This window comes from Bacillus mojavensis (assembly GCF_012648005.1).
Lineage (GTDB): Bacteria > Bacillota > Bacilli > Bacillales > Bacillaceae > Bacillus > Bacillus mojavensis.
The window spans coordinates 1640205-1659490 of the sequence record NZ_CP051464.1 but is presented as its reverse complement, the minus strand read 5'-3'; the positions used below and the strand labels follow the sequence as shown (position 1 = coordinate 1659490).

The 19286-nt window shown below is 45.5% G+C and carries 17 protein-coding genes; 1 reads left to right on the top strand and 16 read right to left on the bottom strand.

The genetic code is table 11. The features are described 5' to 3' along the window. Positions 1 to 32 precede the first annotated feature (32 nt). The 16 genes from HC660_RS08590 to HC660_RS08515 all read right to left on the bottom strand — a co-directional run bounded on the left by HC660_RS08590 (position 33) and on the right by HC660_RS08515 (position 17450). Positions 33 to 677, bottom strand: a complete 645-nt coding sequence (locus HC660_RS08590) for a thiamine diphosphokinase (protein WP_168747796.1) — start codon at positions 675 to 677, stop codon at positions 33 to 35. 74 nt (positions 678 to 751) lie between these two features. Then, positions 752 to 1405 (bottom strand): ribulose-phosphate 3-epimerase, encoded by a 654-nt coding sequence (rpe, locus tag HC660_RS08585; protein WP_168747795.1) that lies wholly within the window; start codon positions 1403 to 1405, stop codon positions 752 to 754. 3 nt (positions 1406 to 1408) lie between these two features. Next, on the bottom strand, positions 1409 to 2311 hold the full coding sequence (gene rsgA / locus HC660_RS08580; protein WP_168747793.1) for a ribosome small subunit-dependent GTPase A: 903 nt from the start codon (positions 2309 to 2311) through the stop codon (positions 1409 to 1411). A gap of 14 nt (positions 2312 to 2325) precedes the next feature. Then, positions 2326 to 4272 (bottom strand): Stk1 family PASTA domain-containing Ser/Thr kinase, encoded by a 1947-nt coding sequence (pknB, locus tag HC660_RS08575; RefSeq protein WP_168747791.1) that lies wholly within the window; start codon positions 4270 to 4272, stop codon positions 2326 to 2328. After that, positions 4266 to 5030: a protein-serine/threonine phosphatase PrpC gene (gene prpC, locus HC660_RS08570; RefSeq protein ID WP_010334207.1), complete on the bottom strand. Its 765-nt coding sequence runs from the start codon at positions 5028 to 5030 to the stop codon at positions 4266 to 4268. The genes pknB and prpC overlap by 7 nt, the downstream gene beginning before the upstream one ends. Positions 5031 to 5036: 6 nt before the next feature. Continuing rightward, positions 5037 to 6128 (bottom strand): dual-specificity RNA methyltransferase RlmN, encoded by a 1092-nt coding sequence (gene rlmN, locus HC660_RS08565; protein ID WP_029441251.1) that lies wholly within the window; start codon positions 6126 to 6128, stop codon positions 5037 to 5039. A 3-nt stretch (positions 6129 to 6131) separates the two neighbouring features. Then, complete coding sequence (rsmB, locus tag HC660_RS08560; RefSeq protein WP_168747789.1) at positions 6132 to 7475, bottom strand: 16S rRNA (cytosine(967)-C(5))-methyltransferase RsmB; 1344 nt, start codon at positions 7473 to 7475, stop codon at positions 6132 to 6134. Next, on the bottom strand, positions 7462 to 8415 hold the full coding sequence (gene fmt, locus HC660_RS08555) for a methionyl-tRNA formyltransferase (RefSeq protein ID WP_024121359.1): 954 nt from the start codon (positions 8413 to 8415) through the stop codon (positions 7462 to 7464). The genes rsmB and fmt overlap by 14 nt, the downstream gene beginning before the upstream one ends. A 4-nt stretch (positions 8416 to 8419) precedes the next feature. Beyond that, the gene (gene def, locus HC660_RS08550; protein ID WP_168747787.1) at positions 8420 to 8902 is read right to left on the bottom strand and encodes a peptide deformylase; all 483 of its coding nucleotides are present in this window, start codon (positions 8900 to 8902) and stop codon (positions 8420 to 8422) included. A 26-nt stretch (positions 8903 to 8928) separates the two neighbouring features. Further along, positions 8929 to 11346 carry a primosomal protein N' gene (gene priA, locus HC660_RS08545; RefSeq protein ID WP_168747785.1) on the bottom strand — a complete coding sequence of 806 codons (2418 nt, stop codon included), beginning with the start codon at positions 11344 to 11346 and terminating at the stop codon, positions 8929 to 8931. Further along, complete coding sequence (gene coaBC, locus HC660_RS08540) at positions 11343 to 12563, bottom strand: bifunctional phosphopantothenoylcysteine decarboxylase/phosphopantothenate--cysteine ligase CoaBC (protein WP_168747784.1); 1221 nt, start codon at positions 12561 to 12563, stop codon at positions 11343 to 11345. Before coaBC ends, priA begins: the two co-directional genes overlap by 4 nt. 79 nt (positions 12564 to 12642) lie before the next feature. Then, positions 12643 to 12846 (bottom strand): DNA-directed RNA polymerase subunit omega, encoded by a 204-nt coding sequence (rpoZ, locus tag HC660_RS08535; protein WP_003221520.1) that lies wholly within the window; start codon positions 12844 to 12846, stop codon positions 12643 to 12645. Positions 12847 to 12849: 3 nt separating this feature from the next. After that, the gene (gmk, locus tag HC660_RS08530) at positions 12850 to 13464 is read right to left on the bottom strand and encodes a guanylate kinase (protein ID WP_168747782.1); all 615 of its coding nucleotides are present in this window, start codon (positions 13462 to 13464) and stop codon (positions 12850 to 12852) included. A 7-nt stretch (positions 13465 to 13471) separates the two neighbouring features. After that, entirely contained in the window at positions 13472 to 13741 is a 270-nt protein-coding gene (gene remA / locus HC660_RS08525) for an extracellular matrix/biofilm regulator RemA (RefSeq protein ID WP_003154355.1), read from the bottom strand. A gap of 76 nt (positions 13742 to 13817) precedes the next feature. Continuing rightward, entirely contained in the window at positions 13818 to 14693 is an 876-nt protein-coding gene (locus HC660_RS08520) for a YicC/YloC family endoribonuclease (protein WP_127695255.1), read from the bottom strand. A gap of 84 nt (positions 14694 to 14777) precedes the next feature. Further along, positions 14778 to 17450: a calcium-translocating P-type ATPase, SERCA-type gene (locus tag HC660_RS08515; RefSeq protein ID WP_029441247.1), complete on the bottom strand. Its 2673-nt coding sequence runs from the start codon at positions 17448 to 17450 to the stop codon at positions 14778 to 14780. A gap of 121 nt (positions 17451 to 17571) precedes the next feature. On the opposite strand from HC660_RS08515, the gene rqcH reads away from it, so the two are divergent. Next, entirely contained in the window at positions 17572 to 19284 is a 1713-nt protein-coding gene (gene rqcH / locus HC660_RS08510) for a tRNA modification protein RqcH (protein ID WP_168747780.1), read from the top strand. The last annotated feature ends 2 nt before the right edge of the window (positions 19285 to 19286 follow it).

Below are 19286 nucleotides of genomic sequence, written 5' to 3'. Positions count from 1 at the left end.
CATTAATTTCAACAAATGAGTGAAAGCACAAGCTAATCCGTGCTTCTTACCATTATTAATATGCCTTTCGTAAACGAAAAAGTACCTCGTGAATGAATGAGTTCGTTACTAATACATAGTGTTGAACCAAGCGTAATATGACACTTATTTAGCGGATATTTAAAACCGATGAGAGTCAGCTCATCCACTTCTTCTGTAAATGGAATGAAGGAGATATATCGTTTGTTTTGATCGATAAGAAGAGAATATTCGCCTGGAGAGAACATCTGAATATCATTCTGTTTGTCTATAAGCTTCATTTTCGAAGTTGTTTTTACTCCTCTGTACAGCAGCTGAATATTTCCTAAAAAGTGATCTGCTCTGCCGCCTGTAATACCGAAGATCTGAATCATATCCGGCTGCTTGTCCAGGGCCCAATCAAGAGCAAGGTCTAAGTCAGTTTGATCTTTTTCTGCCTGATACACATGGAGAGCGGGCGAGGCTTTTTCGATTTGCCGGCGTTCATGCTCTGTAATGCTGTCAAAATCTCCGAAGGCTTCATCAGGAATGATACCGGCATTTAAAAGCGTGACCGTTCCTTTGTCAACCCCGACCCAGATCGTGTCATCAGCCATATAATCAGTCAGGTCAGGGATTAAATCTTTTGGGCCTCCTGCAACGATATTGATTTTTCTCATCTCTTTTTCCTTTCTGCTTCTGGATACAGGAAAAAGAGCTCAGGCTAGATGCGCCCGGCTCTTTTTCGTGCTGCTTATTTGCTTCCCCTTATCTCAGAAATAGCTTTTTCGTAGTCAGTTTGGCCATAAACAGCAGAACCGGCAACAAGTAAGTTTGCGCCCGCTTCGATGACTAGCGGGGCTGTTTCTTTGTTGACGCCGCCGTCCACTTCAATCAGCAGATCATGTTTCCCTTTTTCCTCTGCCATACGTTTCACTTCTTTTATTTTCGGAAGAACAGAATGAATAAATTTCTGTCCGCCAAAACCAGGGTTCACCGTCATTAAGAGAACAAGATCAAGTTCTTCAAAAATATGCTCAATTATCTGAACAGGTGTATGCGGATTCAGGACAACTCCGGCTTTTACACCCTGCTCTTTTATAAGCTGGATTGTCCGGTGAAGGTGCGGACAGGCTTCAGCATGTACAGACAGGATATCGGCACCAGCTTTTGCGAAAGCCGGGATATAACGATCCGGCTCTTCAATCATTAAATGTACATCCAGCGGCAGTTTCGTCACCGGACGAATGGCTTCTACAATCAGCGGTCCAATCGTGATATTCGGGACAAAATGGCCGTCCATGACATCAACATGAATGTAATCGGCTCCGCCTTTTTCTACATCTAGAATTTCTTTGCCTAAAGCGGCAAAATCAGCGGAAAGAATAGAAGGTGCAACCTTTACCATGATCTAATACCTCGGCTTTCTATCTTTGATCTCTGTGATAAATTCAACATAATGGTCGTAGCGGTACTGCTTTAATTCCCCTTCTTCAACGGCTTGTTTGACTGCACATTTCGGCTCTTTCAAATGCAGACATCCTCTGAATTTGCACGATGCGCTTTTTTCTCTGATGTCAGGGAATGTGAAGCCCAGCTCTCCTTCTTCAATGTCTGTAAACTCAAGAGAGCTGAAACCCGGCGTATCCGCAACCAGACCTCCGGACGTGTGTATAAGTTCCACATGGCGGGTTGTGTGCTTCCCGCGGCCTAAATGCTCGGAAATTTCGTTTGTTCTCAAACCCAGCTCCGGGCTGATCGCGTTGAGAAGCGAGGATTTCCCAACCCCCGACTGGCCGGCAAAGACTGTTGTTTTGTCGCGGAAATGCGGGACGATCTCCGTTAAGCTGTCTTGGTCCATAGAAGAGGTAAGATATACGTCATAGCCAATGTTCCGGTAGTCTTCAGCATACGCTTGAATGCGTTTTTGTGTATGTTGATCTTCAATTAAATCCATTTTTGTAATACAAATAATCGGCTGGATGTCATTCGCTTCTACGAGAACCAAGAAACGGTCGAGCAATGCTGTGCTGAAAGATGGCTGCACCGCCGAGAAAACAAGCACCGCTTGATCAACGTTGCAGATCGGCGGCCTGATAAGTTCATTGGTTCTTTCTTTAATCTCTAGAAGGTATCCTTCTTTATTATTTTCAGCTTGATAAACAACATAATCACCGACCAAAGGGGTGATTTTATTTTTTCTGAAAATACCTCTTCCTCTGCATTGTATAACTTTTTCATTATTTGAACCGTCTGATTCATCCAGTACGTAATAAAAGCCGCTTAGCGCTTTAATAATTTTGCCCTCAGGCATATTTTCCCTCCTTGTTATTCATCTTTCGGATACTCAATTGTTTTGTAGCTGACGACTTTATTATTTACCATCACTTGATAGTACCCTTTTTGGCCAGGTTCAATCTTCAATTCGATCGTCCGTTCTACGGGCTCTTTAATCTTAAAATGTTCGTAAGTGTCAGAAATGCTGTGATCGGCGTCGTCAATCGCGATTTGCACCTCAAGCTCGTCCCTTTCGTTTTCCGGCTCATATGGAATCTTGACTTTTTCTTTCACTGTTTTCGCCGGCTTCTTCTCAGGTCCGAGAGAGAATGTCACTTCGACCTCATTTCCCGGCTTTAGCGCCGTTCCTGCTGCCGGTTTTTGTTTGACAACCTGTCCTTCCGGAACGTCATCTGAGTACGCTTCTTTTTCCACCAGTTTGAGCCCGTTATCTTCCAGATATCCCGAGGCCGCTTCTTTACTGTATGTTTTTAAGTCTCTGAGCGTAATATCTTCCGGCCCGATGCTGACTGTGAGCTTAATTTGATCTTCGTCCGGCACAAGCTCGGTCCCTGCTGACGGATTCTGATCTATGACAGTGCCGGCGTCTTTCTCATCATTTACTTCATCCACCGTTACATTTTTAAAGCCCTGTTCCTTTAACACTTTTTTTGCCTTGTCGACTGATTGGCCCGTCACATCACCGATCTGCTTTTTTGCTTTACCTGAGCTCTTATAAAGCGTAACCGTTGCTCCTTCTTTAACAGTGGACTCGGCTTTAGGATCGGTTTTGACCATCAGGCCTTCTTCGATCTTCTCATCTGAGATTTCCAATACGTCTGAATCTACCTGCAAACCTTCTTTTTCTAGAAGATCTGCCGCTTTTTCATATTCCATCCCTGCTACATCAGGTATTTTGACATCCTTAGGCATAAAAAGAGAAGGAAAAACAGTGACGGCTAGAACTCCTGCCGTGATAAAAACCAGGCATATGGTGAGCAGTATCCACGGCCATTTTTTTCTCTTTGCTTTTTTCTTTGTTTGGGTTTCTTGAGGAAATGTCATGTCAGCTTCTTTATCATGAGAAGCTTTTGCAAGCTCTTCATCCTTAATAATCGGAATCGCTTTCGTCATTTCTTCATCATCTTGAATCGTAAATTTCTTCTCGTTGAGCCTGTCAGCGTCAAAAGCTGTTCGAATATCTTCTTCCATATCTTCAGCAGTTTCATAGCGGTGAAAAGGATCTTTGGCGGTTGCCTTTAATATGATGTTTTCAACGCTTTGGGGTACTGAGGGATTCCACCTTTTCGCTGAAGGGGTTTCAGCCTGAAGATGCTTTAAGGCGATACTGACAGCCGATTCACCATCAAATGGGATTCGGCCGGTTAACAGCTCAAATAAGACAATCCCAAGCGCATAAATATCTGATTTTTTTGTGGCCAGGCCGCCCCGCGCCTGTTCGGGGGATAAATAATGGACTGAGCCCAGCACAGAATTGGTGTGGGTGATTGTTGTCGAAGTCAGTGCAGTCGCAATTCCAAAATCCGTTACTTTGATATTGCCCATATGATCGATCAAAATGTTATGCGGTTTAATATCCCTGTGGACAATATGATTTTGGTGGGCATGGGCAATGGCTGAAACAATTTGCTCCATGATGCTGAGCGCTTCTTTGGGGTGAAGCGGCCCGTTTGCTGTTATGTATTCTTTTAGCGTCATGCCCTCTACGTATTCCATGACAATATAGTAAATATCATCTTCCTCGCCCAAATCATAAATGCTGACAATATTCGGGTGATCAAGGCTTGAGGCCGAATGGGCTTCTCTACGAAAACGCCTAATAAACTCATTGTCATTCACATAGTCAAACCGCAGGATTTTGATTGCGACTTCACGATCAAGAATAATGTCCTCAGCTAAATAAACGTTGGCCATTCCCCCGCCGCCTATGACACGGAGAATCTGGTAACGCCCGCTGATTCGCTTGCCGATTAGCACTGATCTTCACCCTCTTCAACATGTAAAGCAAGCTCAAGCAACACTGCTGTAATATTGTCTTCCCCGCCATTCTCATTGGCTTTGTCCACAAGCAGGTTTACTTTTTCCTGAGGAGCTGAATCGCTTTGCAGGATGTCTTTTAATTCAGTGACTTCCACTTTATTCGTCAGTCCATCAGAACATAAAAGGAGTTTGTCTCCGGGTTCAATTTCAAAAGAACGTGCGTCAATACTGACAGATTGATCTGTTCCGAGCGCCTTCGTCAGCACATTTTTGCGTGGATGATGCTCAGCATCTTCTCTTGAGATTTCGCCGGTGCGAACCAGTTCATTCACCAGAGAATGATCCTCTGTCACCTGAACGAAGAGATCGTCCTGGAGCAAATAGCATCTGCTGTCGCCTATATGGGCAACGGAAACCGTTTTACCTGTAAAAAGAGCGCATACAATGGTTGTTCCCATGCCTTGGCATTCTTCGTGCGCTTGGGCATGATCGTAAATCTTGCTGTTTACCGCGAGAATCTGTTCAATGAGCCACTTTTCACATTCTGACGGCGCCGCAGGAATCGTATCTGACTCATTCCATTTCTCTCCCATGGCTTTCACAGCCATCTTGCTTGCAACATCTCCAGCAAGATGGCCGCCCATGCCATCAGCGACAACCGCTAATACAAAATCGTCTTTCCCCTTAAAAATACCCGCATCATCTTCATTATGCTGGCGGATTTTCCCTGTATCTGTTTTTAAGGCTGTTAACAACCCTCATCACCTCGTCTCGTCTTGACGCTCCTTCGCGCGAAGCTGACCGCAGGCTGCGTCAATGTCATGGCCTTGCTCTCTTCGGATCGTGACATTTACTCCGCGGGATTTCAGCGTTTTCTCAAAAGCAAAAATCTGCTCACGCGGTGTGCGGACATAATCCCGTTCAGGCACATAGTTTACCGGGATCAAGTTCACGTGGCATTTTACGCCTTCCAGCAAGTCTGCAAGCTCTTCAGCGTGCTCAACCTGGTCATTTACGCCACCGAACAGACCGTATTCAAAGCTGATCCGGCGTCCCGTTTTATTAATGTAATATTTAACGGCTTCCATTAAATCAGGGAGCTTGTACGCTCTGTTAATCGGCATCAAACGGCTTCTGATTTCTGTATTTGGCGCGTGCAGAGAAATCGCAAAGTTAATCTGCATTTGCTGATCAGCGAATTCGTAAATTTTCGGGATGATTCCGCTTGTAGAAACAGTAATATGGCGAGCGCCGATATTCAGTCCCTTATCATGGTTAATGATTTTTAAAAAGGCAAGCATTTCGTTAAAGTTATCAAATGGTTCGCCGATTCCCATGATAACGACAGAGCTGACGCGTTCATCCGTTTCATCTAGCGCTTTTTGAACTTTCACCACTTGAGCGACAATTTCACCTGCTTCAAGATTTCGTTTTAAACCGCCGAGCGTTGACGCACAGAATGTGCATCCAATGCGGCAGCCGACTTGTGTCGTTACACATACAGAATTACCATACTCGTGTCTCATTAAAACAGTTTCGATTGTATAACCATCGTGAAGCTCGAATAAAAACTTCATCGTACCGTCTTGAGAAGTTTGTTTAACAGCCGTTTTCAGCGTCGTTAATACAAAATGAGTGTTTAATTTCTCACGCAGTTCCTTTGATAGGTTTGTCATTTCATCAAAAGAAGTTACTCGTTTTTCGTATAGCCATTCAAAAATCTGTGCCGCGCGGAACGGTTTCTCCCCGTTGTCTGTCAGCCATTGTTTGATTTCGTCTAATTCAAAAGAATAAATCGAAGGACGTTCTGTCCGCAATTCTTTTCTGATCTTTGTTTTTTTTAATTCTGTCATTGCTTATCCCTTCTTTCTCATGCTGCAAATAAAGAAACCATCTGTTCCGAAATAATGCGGAAGGATTTGAAGCCTTCCATCCCGAACAAAGGGTCTCGCCTTTTCGGGCAGCCGCTTTTCAAGAGACAAATCGGGTTCAAAATCAGGATGTTCTTGTATAAACGCATGGATAACTTCTTCATTTTCTGTCCGATCCATTGTACACGTACTGTAGACAAGAGTGCCACCTTTTTTTACTAATGGCGCAATTTCCCTTAAGATAGACAGCTGGATTTCAGCAAGTCGGGAGCTGTCATTCGGGGTTTTGGTGTATTTCATATCCGGCTTTCTTCTGATCACGCCAAAGCCTGAGCATGGAGCGTCAACCAAAATACGGTCAAACTGTTCACTTTCAAATGTTTCTCCCGCTTTTCTCGCGTCCATTGTTTTCGCATCAATAATGGAAAGTCCAAGCCGTTCTGACGCTTCTTTGATCAGCTTCACCTTATGTTTGTGAAGATCAAGCGATGTCACACTTCCCTTGTTCTCCATTAATTCAGCGATATGGGCTGACTTTCCGCCCGGCGCTGCGCACGCATCAAGCACCGTTTCACCTGGCTTAGGGTCAAGGGCCCGGGCAACCAGCATGGAGCTTTCATCCTGGATGGACACTTCGCCTGTCTGGAAGAAGTGAGTTCCGGCAATAGTTCCCTTTACAAGCTTCACAGCGTCCTCGGCGAGATCACCTTTTTCCGCTTCGATTCCTTCAGCTGCCATTTGATCAAGTATCTCCGCTCTGTCCGTTTTCATTTGGTTGACACGCAGCGTTTGCTTAGGCGGAATGAGATGGATGCGGCAAATCTTTTCAGCCGCATCAAATCCGTATGCGGCTACCCACTCTTTCACGAGCCATTCGGGATGGCTTGTTTCTGTCGCAAGCCTGAGAACAGGATCTTCGATGGCGTCAAAGGAAGGGACTCCTTCGCGCTGAATAGAGCGAAGCACGCCGTTGACAAATGAGGCAATGCCTTTATGTCCGCGGTTTTTAGCAATCTCTACCGCTTCATGGATGACTGCCCGGTCGGGAATTTTCTCTAAATATTCCATTTGATATAAGGACAGGCGGAGAAGCTGGATAACCCACGGCTTCACCTTTTGCGGCTTGTTGATAAACGGCTTGAGCATATAATCCAGCGCGATTTTGTTTTGCAATGTACCGTACACCAGTTCAGTCAAAAGCCCGCGGTCTTGATCGCTCAGTTTATTAGATTTAATAACCGATTTCAGGAGCAGGTTACTGTATGACTGATTTTGTTCTAATTTGACCAGCGCCTCCAGCGCAATATCGCGAACGCTATTTGTTTTCATTGTGCACTCCTAACATATCACCTGTCTCAACATGAGCGCCACGGACAAAGTCTTCGCCTCGCATGCGTTTTTTGCCGGCAGGCTGCAGCTCCGTTAATAACAGTGCCGTATCGTTTCCTGTGGCGACGATGATTCCTTCTTTTTCAATAGCAATGACTGTGCCGGGTTCAGCTTTTGCCGGCGCAGCTGTTTTCTTCGCTGCCCACACTTTCAGATTTTGACCATTTAAAGTCGTATAGGCAACAGGCCATGGGTTTAAACCTCGAACTTGGTTATAGAGCTCTTCTCCCGCTCTGGACCAGTCAATCAGCTCTTGTTCTCTTTTAATGTTTGGCGCATACGTCGCTTTCTCGTCATCCTGCTTTTCAGGTGATATGTCGCCGGCTATGACTTGAGGAACTGTTTCAGACAAAAGCTTTGCGCCAGCAACGCTTAATTTATCGTGCAGGGTTCCGACATTGTCGGTTTCTTCAATGTCTACTTCCACTTTTGAAATCATATCGCCTGCATCTAATTTTTCCACCATGTACATAATGGTAACTCCGGTTTTTTTCTTACCTTGGAGAATGGAATAATGGATAGGGGCCCCGCCTCTCAGTTCAGGCAAAAGAGACGCATGAACATTAATGCATCCGTACTTAGGGCTGTCGAGTAGCTCTTTAGGCAGAATTTGCCCAAACGCTGCCGTCACAATAAGATCCGGTTGTAACGCCAGCACCTTTTCTATTTCTTCTGTCAGTCTGACTTTTTCAGGCTGAAGAACCGGGATGCCGTGACGTAAAGCTTCTTCCTTTACAGGCGGAGGCGTGAGCACTTTTTTTCTGCCCTTCGGACGGTCAGGCTGCGTGACGACCCCCACTACTTCATATCCGTCATCTATCAGGGTTCTTAAAACAGGAACTGAAAAATCGGGTGTTCCCATAAACACGATTCTCGTCATCAAATCATCCTTCCATATCCGCTAGTTCATCTTCTGTATAATATTTGCTTATTTTTGATGTGAACAGCACACCGTCCAAGTGGTCCATTTCATGCTGCACGGCTCTCGCGAAAAAGCCTCTCGCTTCAAGAATGAACGGTTTTCCTTGACGGTTATACGCCCGCACTTTCACATAATCGGCACGCGTGACCTCTCCATAGATGCGAGGAAAACTCAAGCATCCTTCAACTCCGGTTTGCTCGCCGCTTTGTTCAAGAATTTCCGGATTCACAAGGTCAATTCTGCCGCTTTCCTCTCCGATATCAACAACAGCCGCTCTTTTTAAAATACCGATTTGCGGCGCTGCCAGTCCGACTCCATCCATTTCAAGCATGGTATCGTACATATCATCAAGCAGTTTTTTTAGCTTTTTATCAAAAACAGTCACGGTTTCCGCAGGCGTTTCCAAAACCTCCGCGGGATGTGTGACGACCTTTTTCACTGCCAATTCATTACCCTCCAAGACGTGAGATCTTACATCATCATATAAGGATTCATATCAATTGAAATCATTACATGCTTTTGTTCAATTTCGCGTTTATAATGTTCCAGTATCTTCTTCAATAAAGCTGATATCTGGGTTTCCTGTTTGTATTTTATCACGCATTGATAGCGATATCTATCTTTGATCCTGGCGATCGGCGATGCGCTTGGACCGAGTATTTTCGTATCTGCCCCGCAGTTTGCTTTCAGAAAGTGTGCGATTTTCTCAGCCGTTACAGCCGCTTTCGCCACTTCCTCGTGAGAAACCGTCACAAGAGCCAAATAGTAATACGGCGGGTAAGATTGCTCCCTCCTGTGTGCCATTTCTTGCTGATAAAACGTTTCATAATCATGCGTTTTCGTCAGCTGGATGCTGTAATGGGACGGTGTGTACGTTTGAATAATGACATTGCCGGGTTTTTCATGTCTTCCCGCGCGGCCGCTGACTTGCGTTAGCAGCTGAAACGTTTTTTCGGCAGATCTGAAATCAGGAATGTGCAGTGTTGTGTCAGCGCTTAAGACTCCGACAAGTGTCACATTCGGAAAATCAAGCCCTTTCGCAATCATTTGCGTTCCAAGAAGTATATCTGCTTTGCCTTCTCCGAAAGCAGACAATAATTTTTCATGGGCACCTTTCCGAGAGGTCGTATCAACATCCATCCGTATGACTCTTGCATGTGGCAGCACCTTTGTTAATTCTTCTTCTACTCTTTGTGTTCCCGTTCCGAAAAAACGGATATGATCGCTTCCGCATTCGGGACAAGTATGCGGAACAGGTTCTTCATGTCCGCAATAATGGCATTTCATCCTCTGGCCGGAACGGTGATATGTCATGGAAATGTCGCAGTGAGGGCATTGCGGAACATAACCGCAGTCCCTGCACATCACAAAGGAGGAATAGCCCCTTTTATTTAAAAACAGCACAGCCTGTTCACCCTTGGCAATGGTTTCTTCAAGCTTTTCCATCAATTCTATTGAAAACATAGAGCGATTGCCGTTTCTGAGCTCCTCTCTCATATCCACAAGCGAAACCTCAGGCATCACTTGGTGATTGACGCGGTGTTTCAGCGAAAGCAGCTCGTACACTCCTTTTTGCGCCCGTGCATATGACTCTAACGTCGGTGTAGCACTACCTAACACCACCGGACAGCGGTGGTGCTCCGCCCGCTTGATCGCTACTTCTTTTGCATGGTATCGCGGCATTTCCTCTTGTTTATAGGACGATTCATGCTCCTCATCGATGATAATCATCCCGAGATTTTCAAACGGGGTAAAAATAGCGGACCTCGCCCCCACGACAAGCCGCACTTCCTTGCGGTGGATTTTGCGCCACTCGTCATACTTTTCACCAGTGGATAACCCGCTGTGCATCACGGCTACCTGAGAGCCAAAACGCCCTTTAAAGCGATGAACCATTTGCGGCGTTAACGATATTTCCGGTACAAGTACGATGGCTTCTTTTCCTTTAGCAAGCACTTTTTCAATCGATTGGAGATAAATTTCCGTTTTGCCGCTTCCCGTCACTCCGTGCAGGAGAAACACCTGATGTTCATTGTTGTCTAAGGTCCGTCGTATCGGCTGAAAGGCCGCGCTCTGCTCGTCTGTCAGCGGCAGCGGTTCTGTTTTTTTGAACATTTTGTCCTGATAGGGGTCTCTGTAAACCTCTTCATAGGTTTCTTTCAGAAGCCCCTTTTGAATCAGAGTCTTGATGGTGGCCGAGCTTGCGTCTGTTTTTTTGCACAGCTCCGCAGCAGGTATTTTCGTGCCTTCCGGTTCCGTCATGAAAAAGTGCAGGATCGCCTGCTGTTTGGCCGCTTGTCGGGATAAACCCTCAGCCTGCTTGGAGAGCTCTTCTTTACCGGCATTGGCCTGAATATACCTGACCATTTTTTTGTTCGCTTTTTGCGCCACTTTATAAGTTACATCGATATGGCCTTTTTGAATCTGCTTCTGGATGATTTTCAGCGTATCGTGATCAGGTATATCGGAATACAGCAAGCTCTTTGTTTCAGAAAACAGCCGTTCTACCTGCGGCGGGATATCCGCACCTTCCGCAATCTTCAGCTCTTTTTCATATTTTGCCTTTAATGCGGCAGGCAGCATCGCTTGAAGCGCCGTAATCTTAAAAGACAGCGTTTTGTCTGACAGCCATGACGACAAATTCATCAGCTCTTCTGTCAAAACAGGCGTAAGATCTAATAAATCCTCCACTTCTTTGACAGATTTACCTGAGAGATCAGACGTATCTTTGACAGCTGTCACAAACCCTTGAATTTTACGGGGGCCAAACGGAACAATGACCCTCATTCCCGTTTTGATCATACCTTTAAGATGGTCTGGGATTTTGTAATCAAACGGCCTGTCTATATTTTTGGTGCTGACATCTACGATGACTTCGGCAAAATTCATGAGGGCTCTCCGGTTTGTTTTAAGAGCGCTGCGATTTCTTCAAAAATGTCAAAAGAAACATCGAGCTTAGACATCTTCGGAAGCTCGCGTTTGCGCCCGTCTTTGAAAAAGAGCGTCACAATATTCGTATCAGCACCAAAACCGGCCCCTGCCGCTTTCACATCATTCGCCACAATCATGTCAAGATTTTTGGCAGAAAGCTTTTGGCGGGCGTAATGTTCCACATCTTGTGTCTCAGCAGCAAAACCGACTAACAGCTGATGCTGTTTTTTCTCGCCCAATTCTTTTAAGATATCGACTGTTCTTTTTAATTCAAGGGTCATTCCGCCGTCTTGCTTTTTCATTTTTTGGTCAAATACTGTTTTTGGCGTAAAATCGGCAACAGCAGCTGTTTTAATGACGACGTCGCTTCCTTCATACACAGAGAGCACTGCATCGCGCATGTCCGCAGCCGATTGGACCGGGATAAACTGTGAAAGCCCTTTAGGGACATCAAGCGAAACCGGCCCTGAGATCAAGGTCACGTTTGCACCGAGTCGCACCGCAGCCTCAGCTAATGCGTATCCCATTTTACCCGTCGATTTATTCGTAAAAAAACGTACAGGATCAACTGCCTCCCGTGTCGGGCCTGCTGTGATCACAACATGTTTCCCTTCTAAAGGCGCGGTTTTTTCCTCTGCAAAATGCTTTTCCGCAAGCTTCACGATGTTTTCGGGTTCTTCCAATCTTCCTTTTCCGACGTAACCGCATGCTAAATAGCCCTCGCTCGGCTCAATAAAACGAAAACCATCCTGATATAGGACAGAAATATTGCGTTTGACTGCCGGATGATCATACATATGCACATTCATGGCGGGCGCAATCCATACCGGAGCTGTTGCCGCTAACAAGGTTGTTGTCAGCATATCATCTGCAATGCCGTTGGCCAATTTACCAATCACATTGGCCGTAGCCGGCGCTACGATAATCAGGTCGGCCCAGTCAGCTGCGTCTATATGAGAGATGACGCTTGGATTTTGTTCTTTAAATGTATCTGTATATACTTCATGGCGGCTCAATGCCTGAAATGTCAGCGGTGATACGAACTGGCACGCAGATTCAGTCATAATGACTTTAACATTTGCCCCCGCCTGCACCAGTTTGCTTGTCAGCGCACAGGCTTTATAAACAGCGATGCCTCCGCTCACGCAAAGTAACACATTTCGATTGTTCAGCAATGACTTCTCCCCCTCTGCAATATAAAAACAGCACGGAAAAAAATAACAACCTACATGATATAGGTTGCTACTTGTGCTACTATTCGCGGTCTTCCTTTTCAAACGAAAGCAGGCCTGCATCAATTTCTTCTAAAGCTTTGCCTACATATTTGTGTGAAATCGTATGTTCAATCATCTGGTCTTTTTTGATTTGCATTTCACGCGCGCGTCTAGCAGAAACGGTTACGAGCGTGTATTTTGAATCCAATTTATTCATTAATGAGTCAATTGACGGATCTAACATCAGTTATTCAACCTCCAGCATTTTCTTATATCTTGGTGCAACGCGCTCACGCTTCAAATGTTCCGCGAGAACGATTGCTTTGATTTTGTCGCAAGCCGTTTCGATATTATCATTTTCCACAACGTAATCATATGCGTCCATCATTTCGATCTCAGCTTTGGCGGCTTTCATGCGATTTTCAATCAGAGCATCTGTTTCCGTTCCTCTTGTCACAATTCTGTTCTTCAGTTCAGAAAGACTTGGAGGCGCAAGGAAAATAAACAAGCCTTCCGGGAAAGCATTTCTCACTTGAAGAGCGCCTTGAACTTCGATTTCTAAAAAGACGTCTTTTCCTTCTTGGAGCGTCTGTTCAACATAATCGACCGGAGTGCCGTAATAATTGCCGACATATTCTGCCCATTCAAGCAGCTTATTGTCTGCAATCATTTGCTCGAATTCTTCTCTCGTTTTGAAAAAATAATCGACTCCGTTCACTTCGCCCTCACGCGGGTTTCTCGTTGTTACTGAAATCGAATACTCGAATTTTGTGTCTTCCTGCGAAAAAATCGCTTGCCGAACCGTTCCTTTACCAACTCCTGAGGGACCTGAGAGAACGATTAATAACCCTCTTTCTTTCATGCGGCAATTACCCCTGCCCTTCATCCATAATTTCTTCTTTAACAGAAAGTCTGTGTGCAACTGTCTCAGGCTGGACGGCAGATAAGATAATGTGATCACTATCCATGACGACAACTGCACGGGTTCTTCGTCCGTATGTAGCGTCAATTAGCATTCCGCGGTCTCTTGCATCCTGGATCATCCGTTTGATTGGCGCAGACTCCGGGCTGACAATCGAAATCATCCGATTGGCGGAGATAATATTGCCAAATCCGATATTAATCAGTTTAATCGTCATCTTCTACGTTCCCCCTGTAAAATAGACGTCTCTAGTTTAACCTAGCAAGTCCGTCTGTAAACAATACGCACAGTTACTATTCTATATTTTGCACTTGTTCTTTTATTTTTTCAATAGAACTTTTCATTTCGACGACAAGCTTTGTGATCTGGTGATCATTTGCTTTTGAGCCGATTGTATTTGCTTCCCGATTCAGCTCTTGGACAAGAAAGTCGAGTTTGCGCCCGACAGCTCCGCCTTCAGCTAATATATCACGAAACTGAGCGAAGTGGCTCTTCAGCCTTGTAATCTCTTCTGTAATATCAGAGCGATCTGCAAAAATAGCGCATTCTGTAACCAGCCGGCTCTCATCCAACACGTCTTCGGTCCATTCCTTTATTCTGGCGTAAAGCCGTTCCCTGTAACGAGATACCGCATCGGCTGCCAAAGATTCGGTCTTTTCGGCCAGCTCTTCAAGCTGGTCAATATGCATCAGACAGTCTTTGGCTAGAAGCAGCCCCTCTTTTTCGCGCATCTCACAGAGTCCTTTTACAGCTTCCTCTGCAGCAGCTGTTATTAACTCCTCAAGCTTTTCGCTTTGTGTCTGCTCCTCATGAATCTGGACGACATGTTCAAGCTTGAAGAAGTCCATGACATCAGGCTCTGCGGACAATTGATATCGCTTTTTCATATCCTCTGCAGCTGCGACAAACTCATCGAGCAGCGGCCAATCAATGTCAAGCCTTCTCTCTACGAGCATATCACTGTCAACGGAGACGAAAAGCTCAATTCTTCCGCGCTGTATGTACTGCAGAATCGTCTGTTTCAGCTTATCTTCTAAATATAGCAAAGGCCTTGGCAAACGAGCGTTCACTTCTTTAAACCTGTAATTCACAGATTTAAGTTCAACGCTTACAGAGAGATCATCTTGTGTTTTGCTTGCACTGCCGAAGCCTGTCATACTCCGTATCATAAATAAAACACCTAATTTCTTCCCTGTTCTCAAAATAAAAGGGCAATAGACATGCTATTACCCCTAAGATTATATCATATGAATTTATTTTTTTCTTGTCAAAAGTGACCCCGCCAGCAAAAAAGTAGGGATGGCCGACATGCCGATGACAAGCATCCAGTCTCCCGGCGTGATGGCAACCGTATGGAAAATCGGCTGGAGCGGCGGGTAATAAATAACCACCAGCATCAGTAAAATCGATGACAATACAGCGCCGATCAGATACAAGTTTTCAAACGGATTTCTGGAAAAAACAGAAGTTTCACTCCGGCAGTCAAATACGTGAATAAGCTGAGCCAGCACCAACGTCGCAAACGCAATTGTCTGAGCATAAGACAAATTCTCAGGATTGCGGTGATACACGATGATAAAAGCCAAAATTGTAGCAGCACCAATTAAAAATCCTCTGGAGACCACCTTCCATCCAAGCTTGCGGGCAAACACCCCTTCTTTCGGGTGACGCGGCTTCCGCTTCATAACGTCACCTTCCGGCTGATCCATGCCGAGCGCCATCGCCGGCAATCCATCTGTCACCAAGTTGACCCACAAAATCTGAATCGGCACGAGCGGCAACGGAAGGGCAAGCAGCATGGCGAAAAGCATGACCAGAATTTCTCCTACGTTAGAAGCCAGCAGGTATCGGATAAATTTTCTAATATTTTCATAAATATTTCTGCCTTCTTTAATCGCCGATTTGATGGTTGCAAAATTATCATCTACGAGAATGAGGGATGATGCTTCCTTCGCCACATCCGTTCCTGTAATCCCCATGGCAACGCCAATGTCAGCCTGTTTGATAGCGGGAGCGTCATTGACGCCGTCTCCTGTCATCGCAACGATATGTCCGTTTTCCTGATACGCTTTAACAATTTTCAATTTGTGCTCAGGAGAAACGCGGGCAAACACATACACATCCTCCACTACGTCAGAAAGTTCTTCTTGTGAAAGCTCATTCAGCATCTGGCCGTCCATGATTTTTCCGTTTTTCGGGAGGAGACGCAAATCTTTCGCTATAGCTTTTGCTGTCTCAACATGATCCCCTGTAATCATGACGGTCTTAATTCCCGCTTCACGGCATTCTTTAATCGCCTGTCTGACTTCAGGCCGCGGCGGATCAATGATGCCTGAAAGGCCAAGCATTGTCAGATCTTTTTCCGCCTGCTCCATTGACGGTGTTTCCCCTGCTTTTACCGGTCTATAGGCAACAGCAATCGTCCGGAGCGCCTGGGAAGCCAGCTGCCGTAATACTGCCTCTGTTTCTGCTTTTCTCTCATTTGAGAAAGGGGCGGCAGAGCCGTCATAATAAATACGGTTGGACCGCTGCATCAGGACATCCGGCGCGCCTTTCGTAATGATATAGCGCTTTTTGTCCTGATCCTCTACAATGACGGTCATCATTTTTCGTGCTGAATCAAACGGAAACTCCTCAACCACCCGGTAATGAGATTCCACAAACTCCTTTGAAAAGCCGCCTTTTCTTGCCGCAGTGAGCAGCGCCCCCTCTGTCGGATCTCCGTCAAGCACATAGTCACCGTTTCTTTTCTCAATATTCGAGTTGTTACAAAGCGCGCCGAATAACAGCATTTGCTCAAGCGGCTTATGCTTATTCACACTGACCTCTTTATCGTTCAGTGTGAAGCCTCCTTTCGGATCGTAACCCGTGCCCGACACTCTCCATGTTTTTCCTCCGGACCATACATGTGTGACCGTCATTTTGTTTTGCGTCATCGTTCCTGTTTTATCTGAACAAATAATAGAGGCACACCCAAGCGTCTCAACCGCTGGAAGCTTTCTCACGATTGATTTTTGCTTGATCATACGCTGTACACCCAATGACAGCGCTACTGTTACAATGGCTGGAAGCCCTTCTGGAATGGCGGCTACCGCTAGTGAGACACCGGCTAAAAACATACTGTACAGATCGTGTCCCTGGATCACGCCGACAGCGACAACGAGTACGGTGAGCAGCAAAGCGACAACAATTAAAATTTTTCCGAGCTGCTCGAGCCTTCTTTGCAGCGGGGTCGACAGAGTTCCCGCCGATTCAAGCATGTCAGCGATTTTCCCCATAGCCGTGTTCATTCCTGTACCGACGACAACACCCACACCGCTGCCGCGGGTGACGATGGTTCCCATAAAGGCCATATTCGTAATATCCCCCAGCGACACATCGGGTTTTTTCAATTTATCCGCATGTTTCACAACCGGGATTGACTCTCCGGTTAACGCTGATTCTTCAATTTCCAGGCTTTTCGCTTCGACAATCCGGACATCTGCTCCAATCCGGTCGCCGCTTGTAAACTTCACAATGTCGCCCGGCACCAGTTCTTTAGAAGGAATCTTTGTCCAGCTTCCTTCCCTGAGCGCCATCACATGAGGAGTTGACAGCTCTTTTAATGCCTGAAGAGATTGCTCTGCACGCCGTTCTTGAAAAAACCCAAGTATGCCATTCACAAACACAATCGCAATAATCGCAACCGCATCCACATATTCACCAAGAAACCCTGAAATGAGTGTTGCCGCAAGCAGCACAAGCACCATAAAATCTTTAAACTGGGCTAAAAACAAAATAAGCGCTGATGTTTTTTTCCCTTCTTGAAGCTCGTTTGGCCCATGCTTGTCGAGGCGTTTTTTCACCTCTTTTTCAGTTAATCCTTGTTTCATGGACGTATTTGTTGCCTCTAATAAATCTGTTTGTCCCATTTCATGAAACTTCATTCCGCTCGTCCACTCCCCTGCTCTCTTATAGAGATATCACTCTATAAGCATGCTTATTCTGACTCGTCCCATTTCATGCTATAATTATCGAATGCAGGAAGAATGAGAGGGTGTATTATATATGTCGTTTGATGGCATGTTTACATACGGAATGACACACGAACTGAACGAGCGAATAACGGGCGGACGGATCACGAAAGTCCATCAGCCTTATAAGCACGATGTGATTTTTCACATCCGTGCCAATGGAAAGAACCAAAAACTTTTATTATCGGCACACCCAAGCTATTCACGGGTGCATATCACGGCCCAAACGTATGAAAACCCGAGTGAACCACCGATGTTTTGCATGCTGCTGAGAAAGCATATTGAAGGCGGATTTATTGAAAAAATTGAACAGGCAGGGCTTGACCGCATTATGATTTTTCATATTAAAAGCCGCAATGAAATCGGTGATGAAACGCATCGAAAGCTTTATGTCGAAATTATGGGTCGCCACAGCAATATCATTCTGACGGACGGAGAGGAAAATGCGATCATCGACGGGCTGAAACATTTATCCCCGTCAATGAACAGCTACCGTACCGTACTGCCGGGCTACGATTATAAGCTTCCGCCGGCCCAGGATAAGATCCCGCCGCTTGAAGCAACTGAAGACGACATTTTGCGTCATCTCAGTTTTCAAGAAGGGCGGCTAGATAAACAAATTGTTGACCATTTTTCCGGTGTTTCTCCGCTGTTCGCAAAAGAAGCTGTCCACAGAGCGGGCCTTGCCAACAAAGTAACACTTCCAACAGCGCTGCTGGAGCTCTTTAGAGAGGTAAGGGAGCACCGCTTTATCCCTAACATTACGACTGTTAACGGGAAGGATTATTTTTATCTGCTGGAGCTGACTCACCTTAAAGGAGAAGCACGCCGCTTCGATTCATTAAGTGAGCTGCTGGACCGCTTTTATTTCGGAAAAGCTGAGCGGGACCGGGTTAAACAGCAGGCCCAGGATCTTGAGCGGTTTGTTGTGAATGAACGGAAAAAGAACGCCAACAAAATCAAAAAACTGGAAAAAACACTGGAGTATTCGGAAAACGCTAAGGAATTTCAGCTTTACGGGGAGCTGCTGACTGCAAATTTATATATGATGAAAAAAGGCGACAAACAGGCTGAAGTCATCAACTACTATGATGAGGAAAATCCGACAATTACCATCCCGCTGAATCCGAACAAAACGCCTTCAGAGAATGCGCAGGCCTATTTCACTAAGTATCAGAAGGCGAAAAACTCAGTTGCCGTTGTCGAAGAACAGATCAGGCTGGCACAGCAAGAAATTGAATACTTCGACCAGCTGATTCAGCAGCTGTCGTCCGCTTCTCCGCGTGATATCAGTGAAATCAGAGAAGAGCTTGTGGAGGGGAAATATTTACGTCCTAAGCAGCAAAAAGGACAGAAAAAACAAAAACAGAACAACCCTGTTTTAGAAACATACGAATCCTCTTCCGGTATCACTATTTTAGTCGGCAAAAACAACCGCCAAAACGAGTATTTAACGACCAAAGCAGCAGCCAGAGACGACATATGGCTTCACACGAAGGATATTCCGGGCTCCCATGTCGTCATCAGAAGCAGCGAGCCTGATGAACAAACAATTATAGAAGCCGCCACAATCGCAGCTTATTTTTCAAAAGCAAAAGATTCAAGTTCTGTGCCTGTTGATTATACAAAAATCAGGCATGTCAAAAAGCCGAACGGCTCAAAGCCAGGCTTCGTGACTTATGACAGCCAGCATACCGTCTTTGTCACACCTGATGCGGATACTGTCATCAAGCTGAAAAAAAGCTGAGC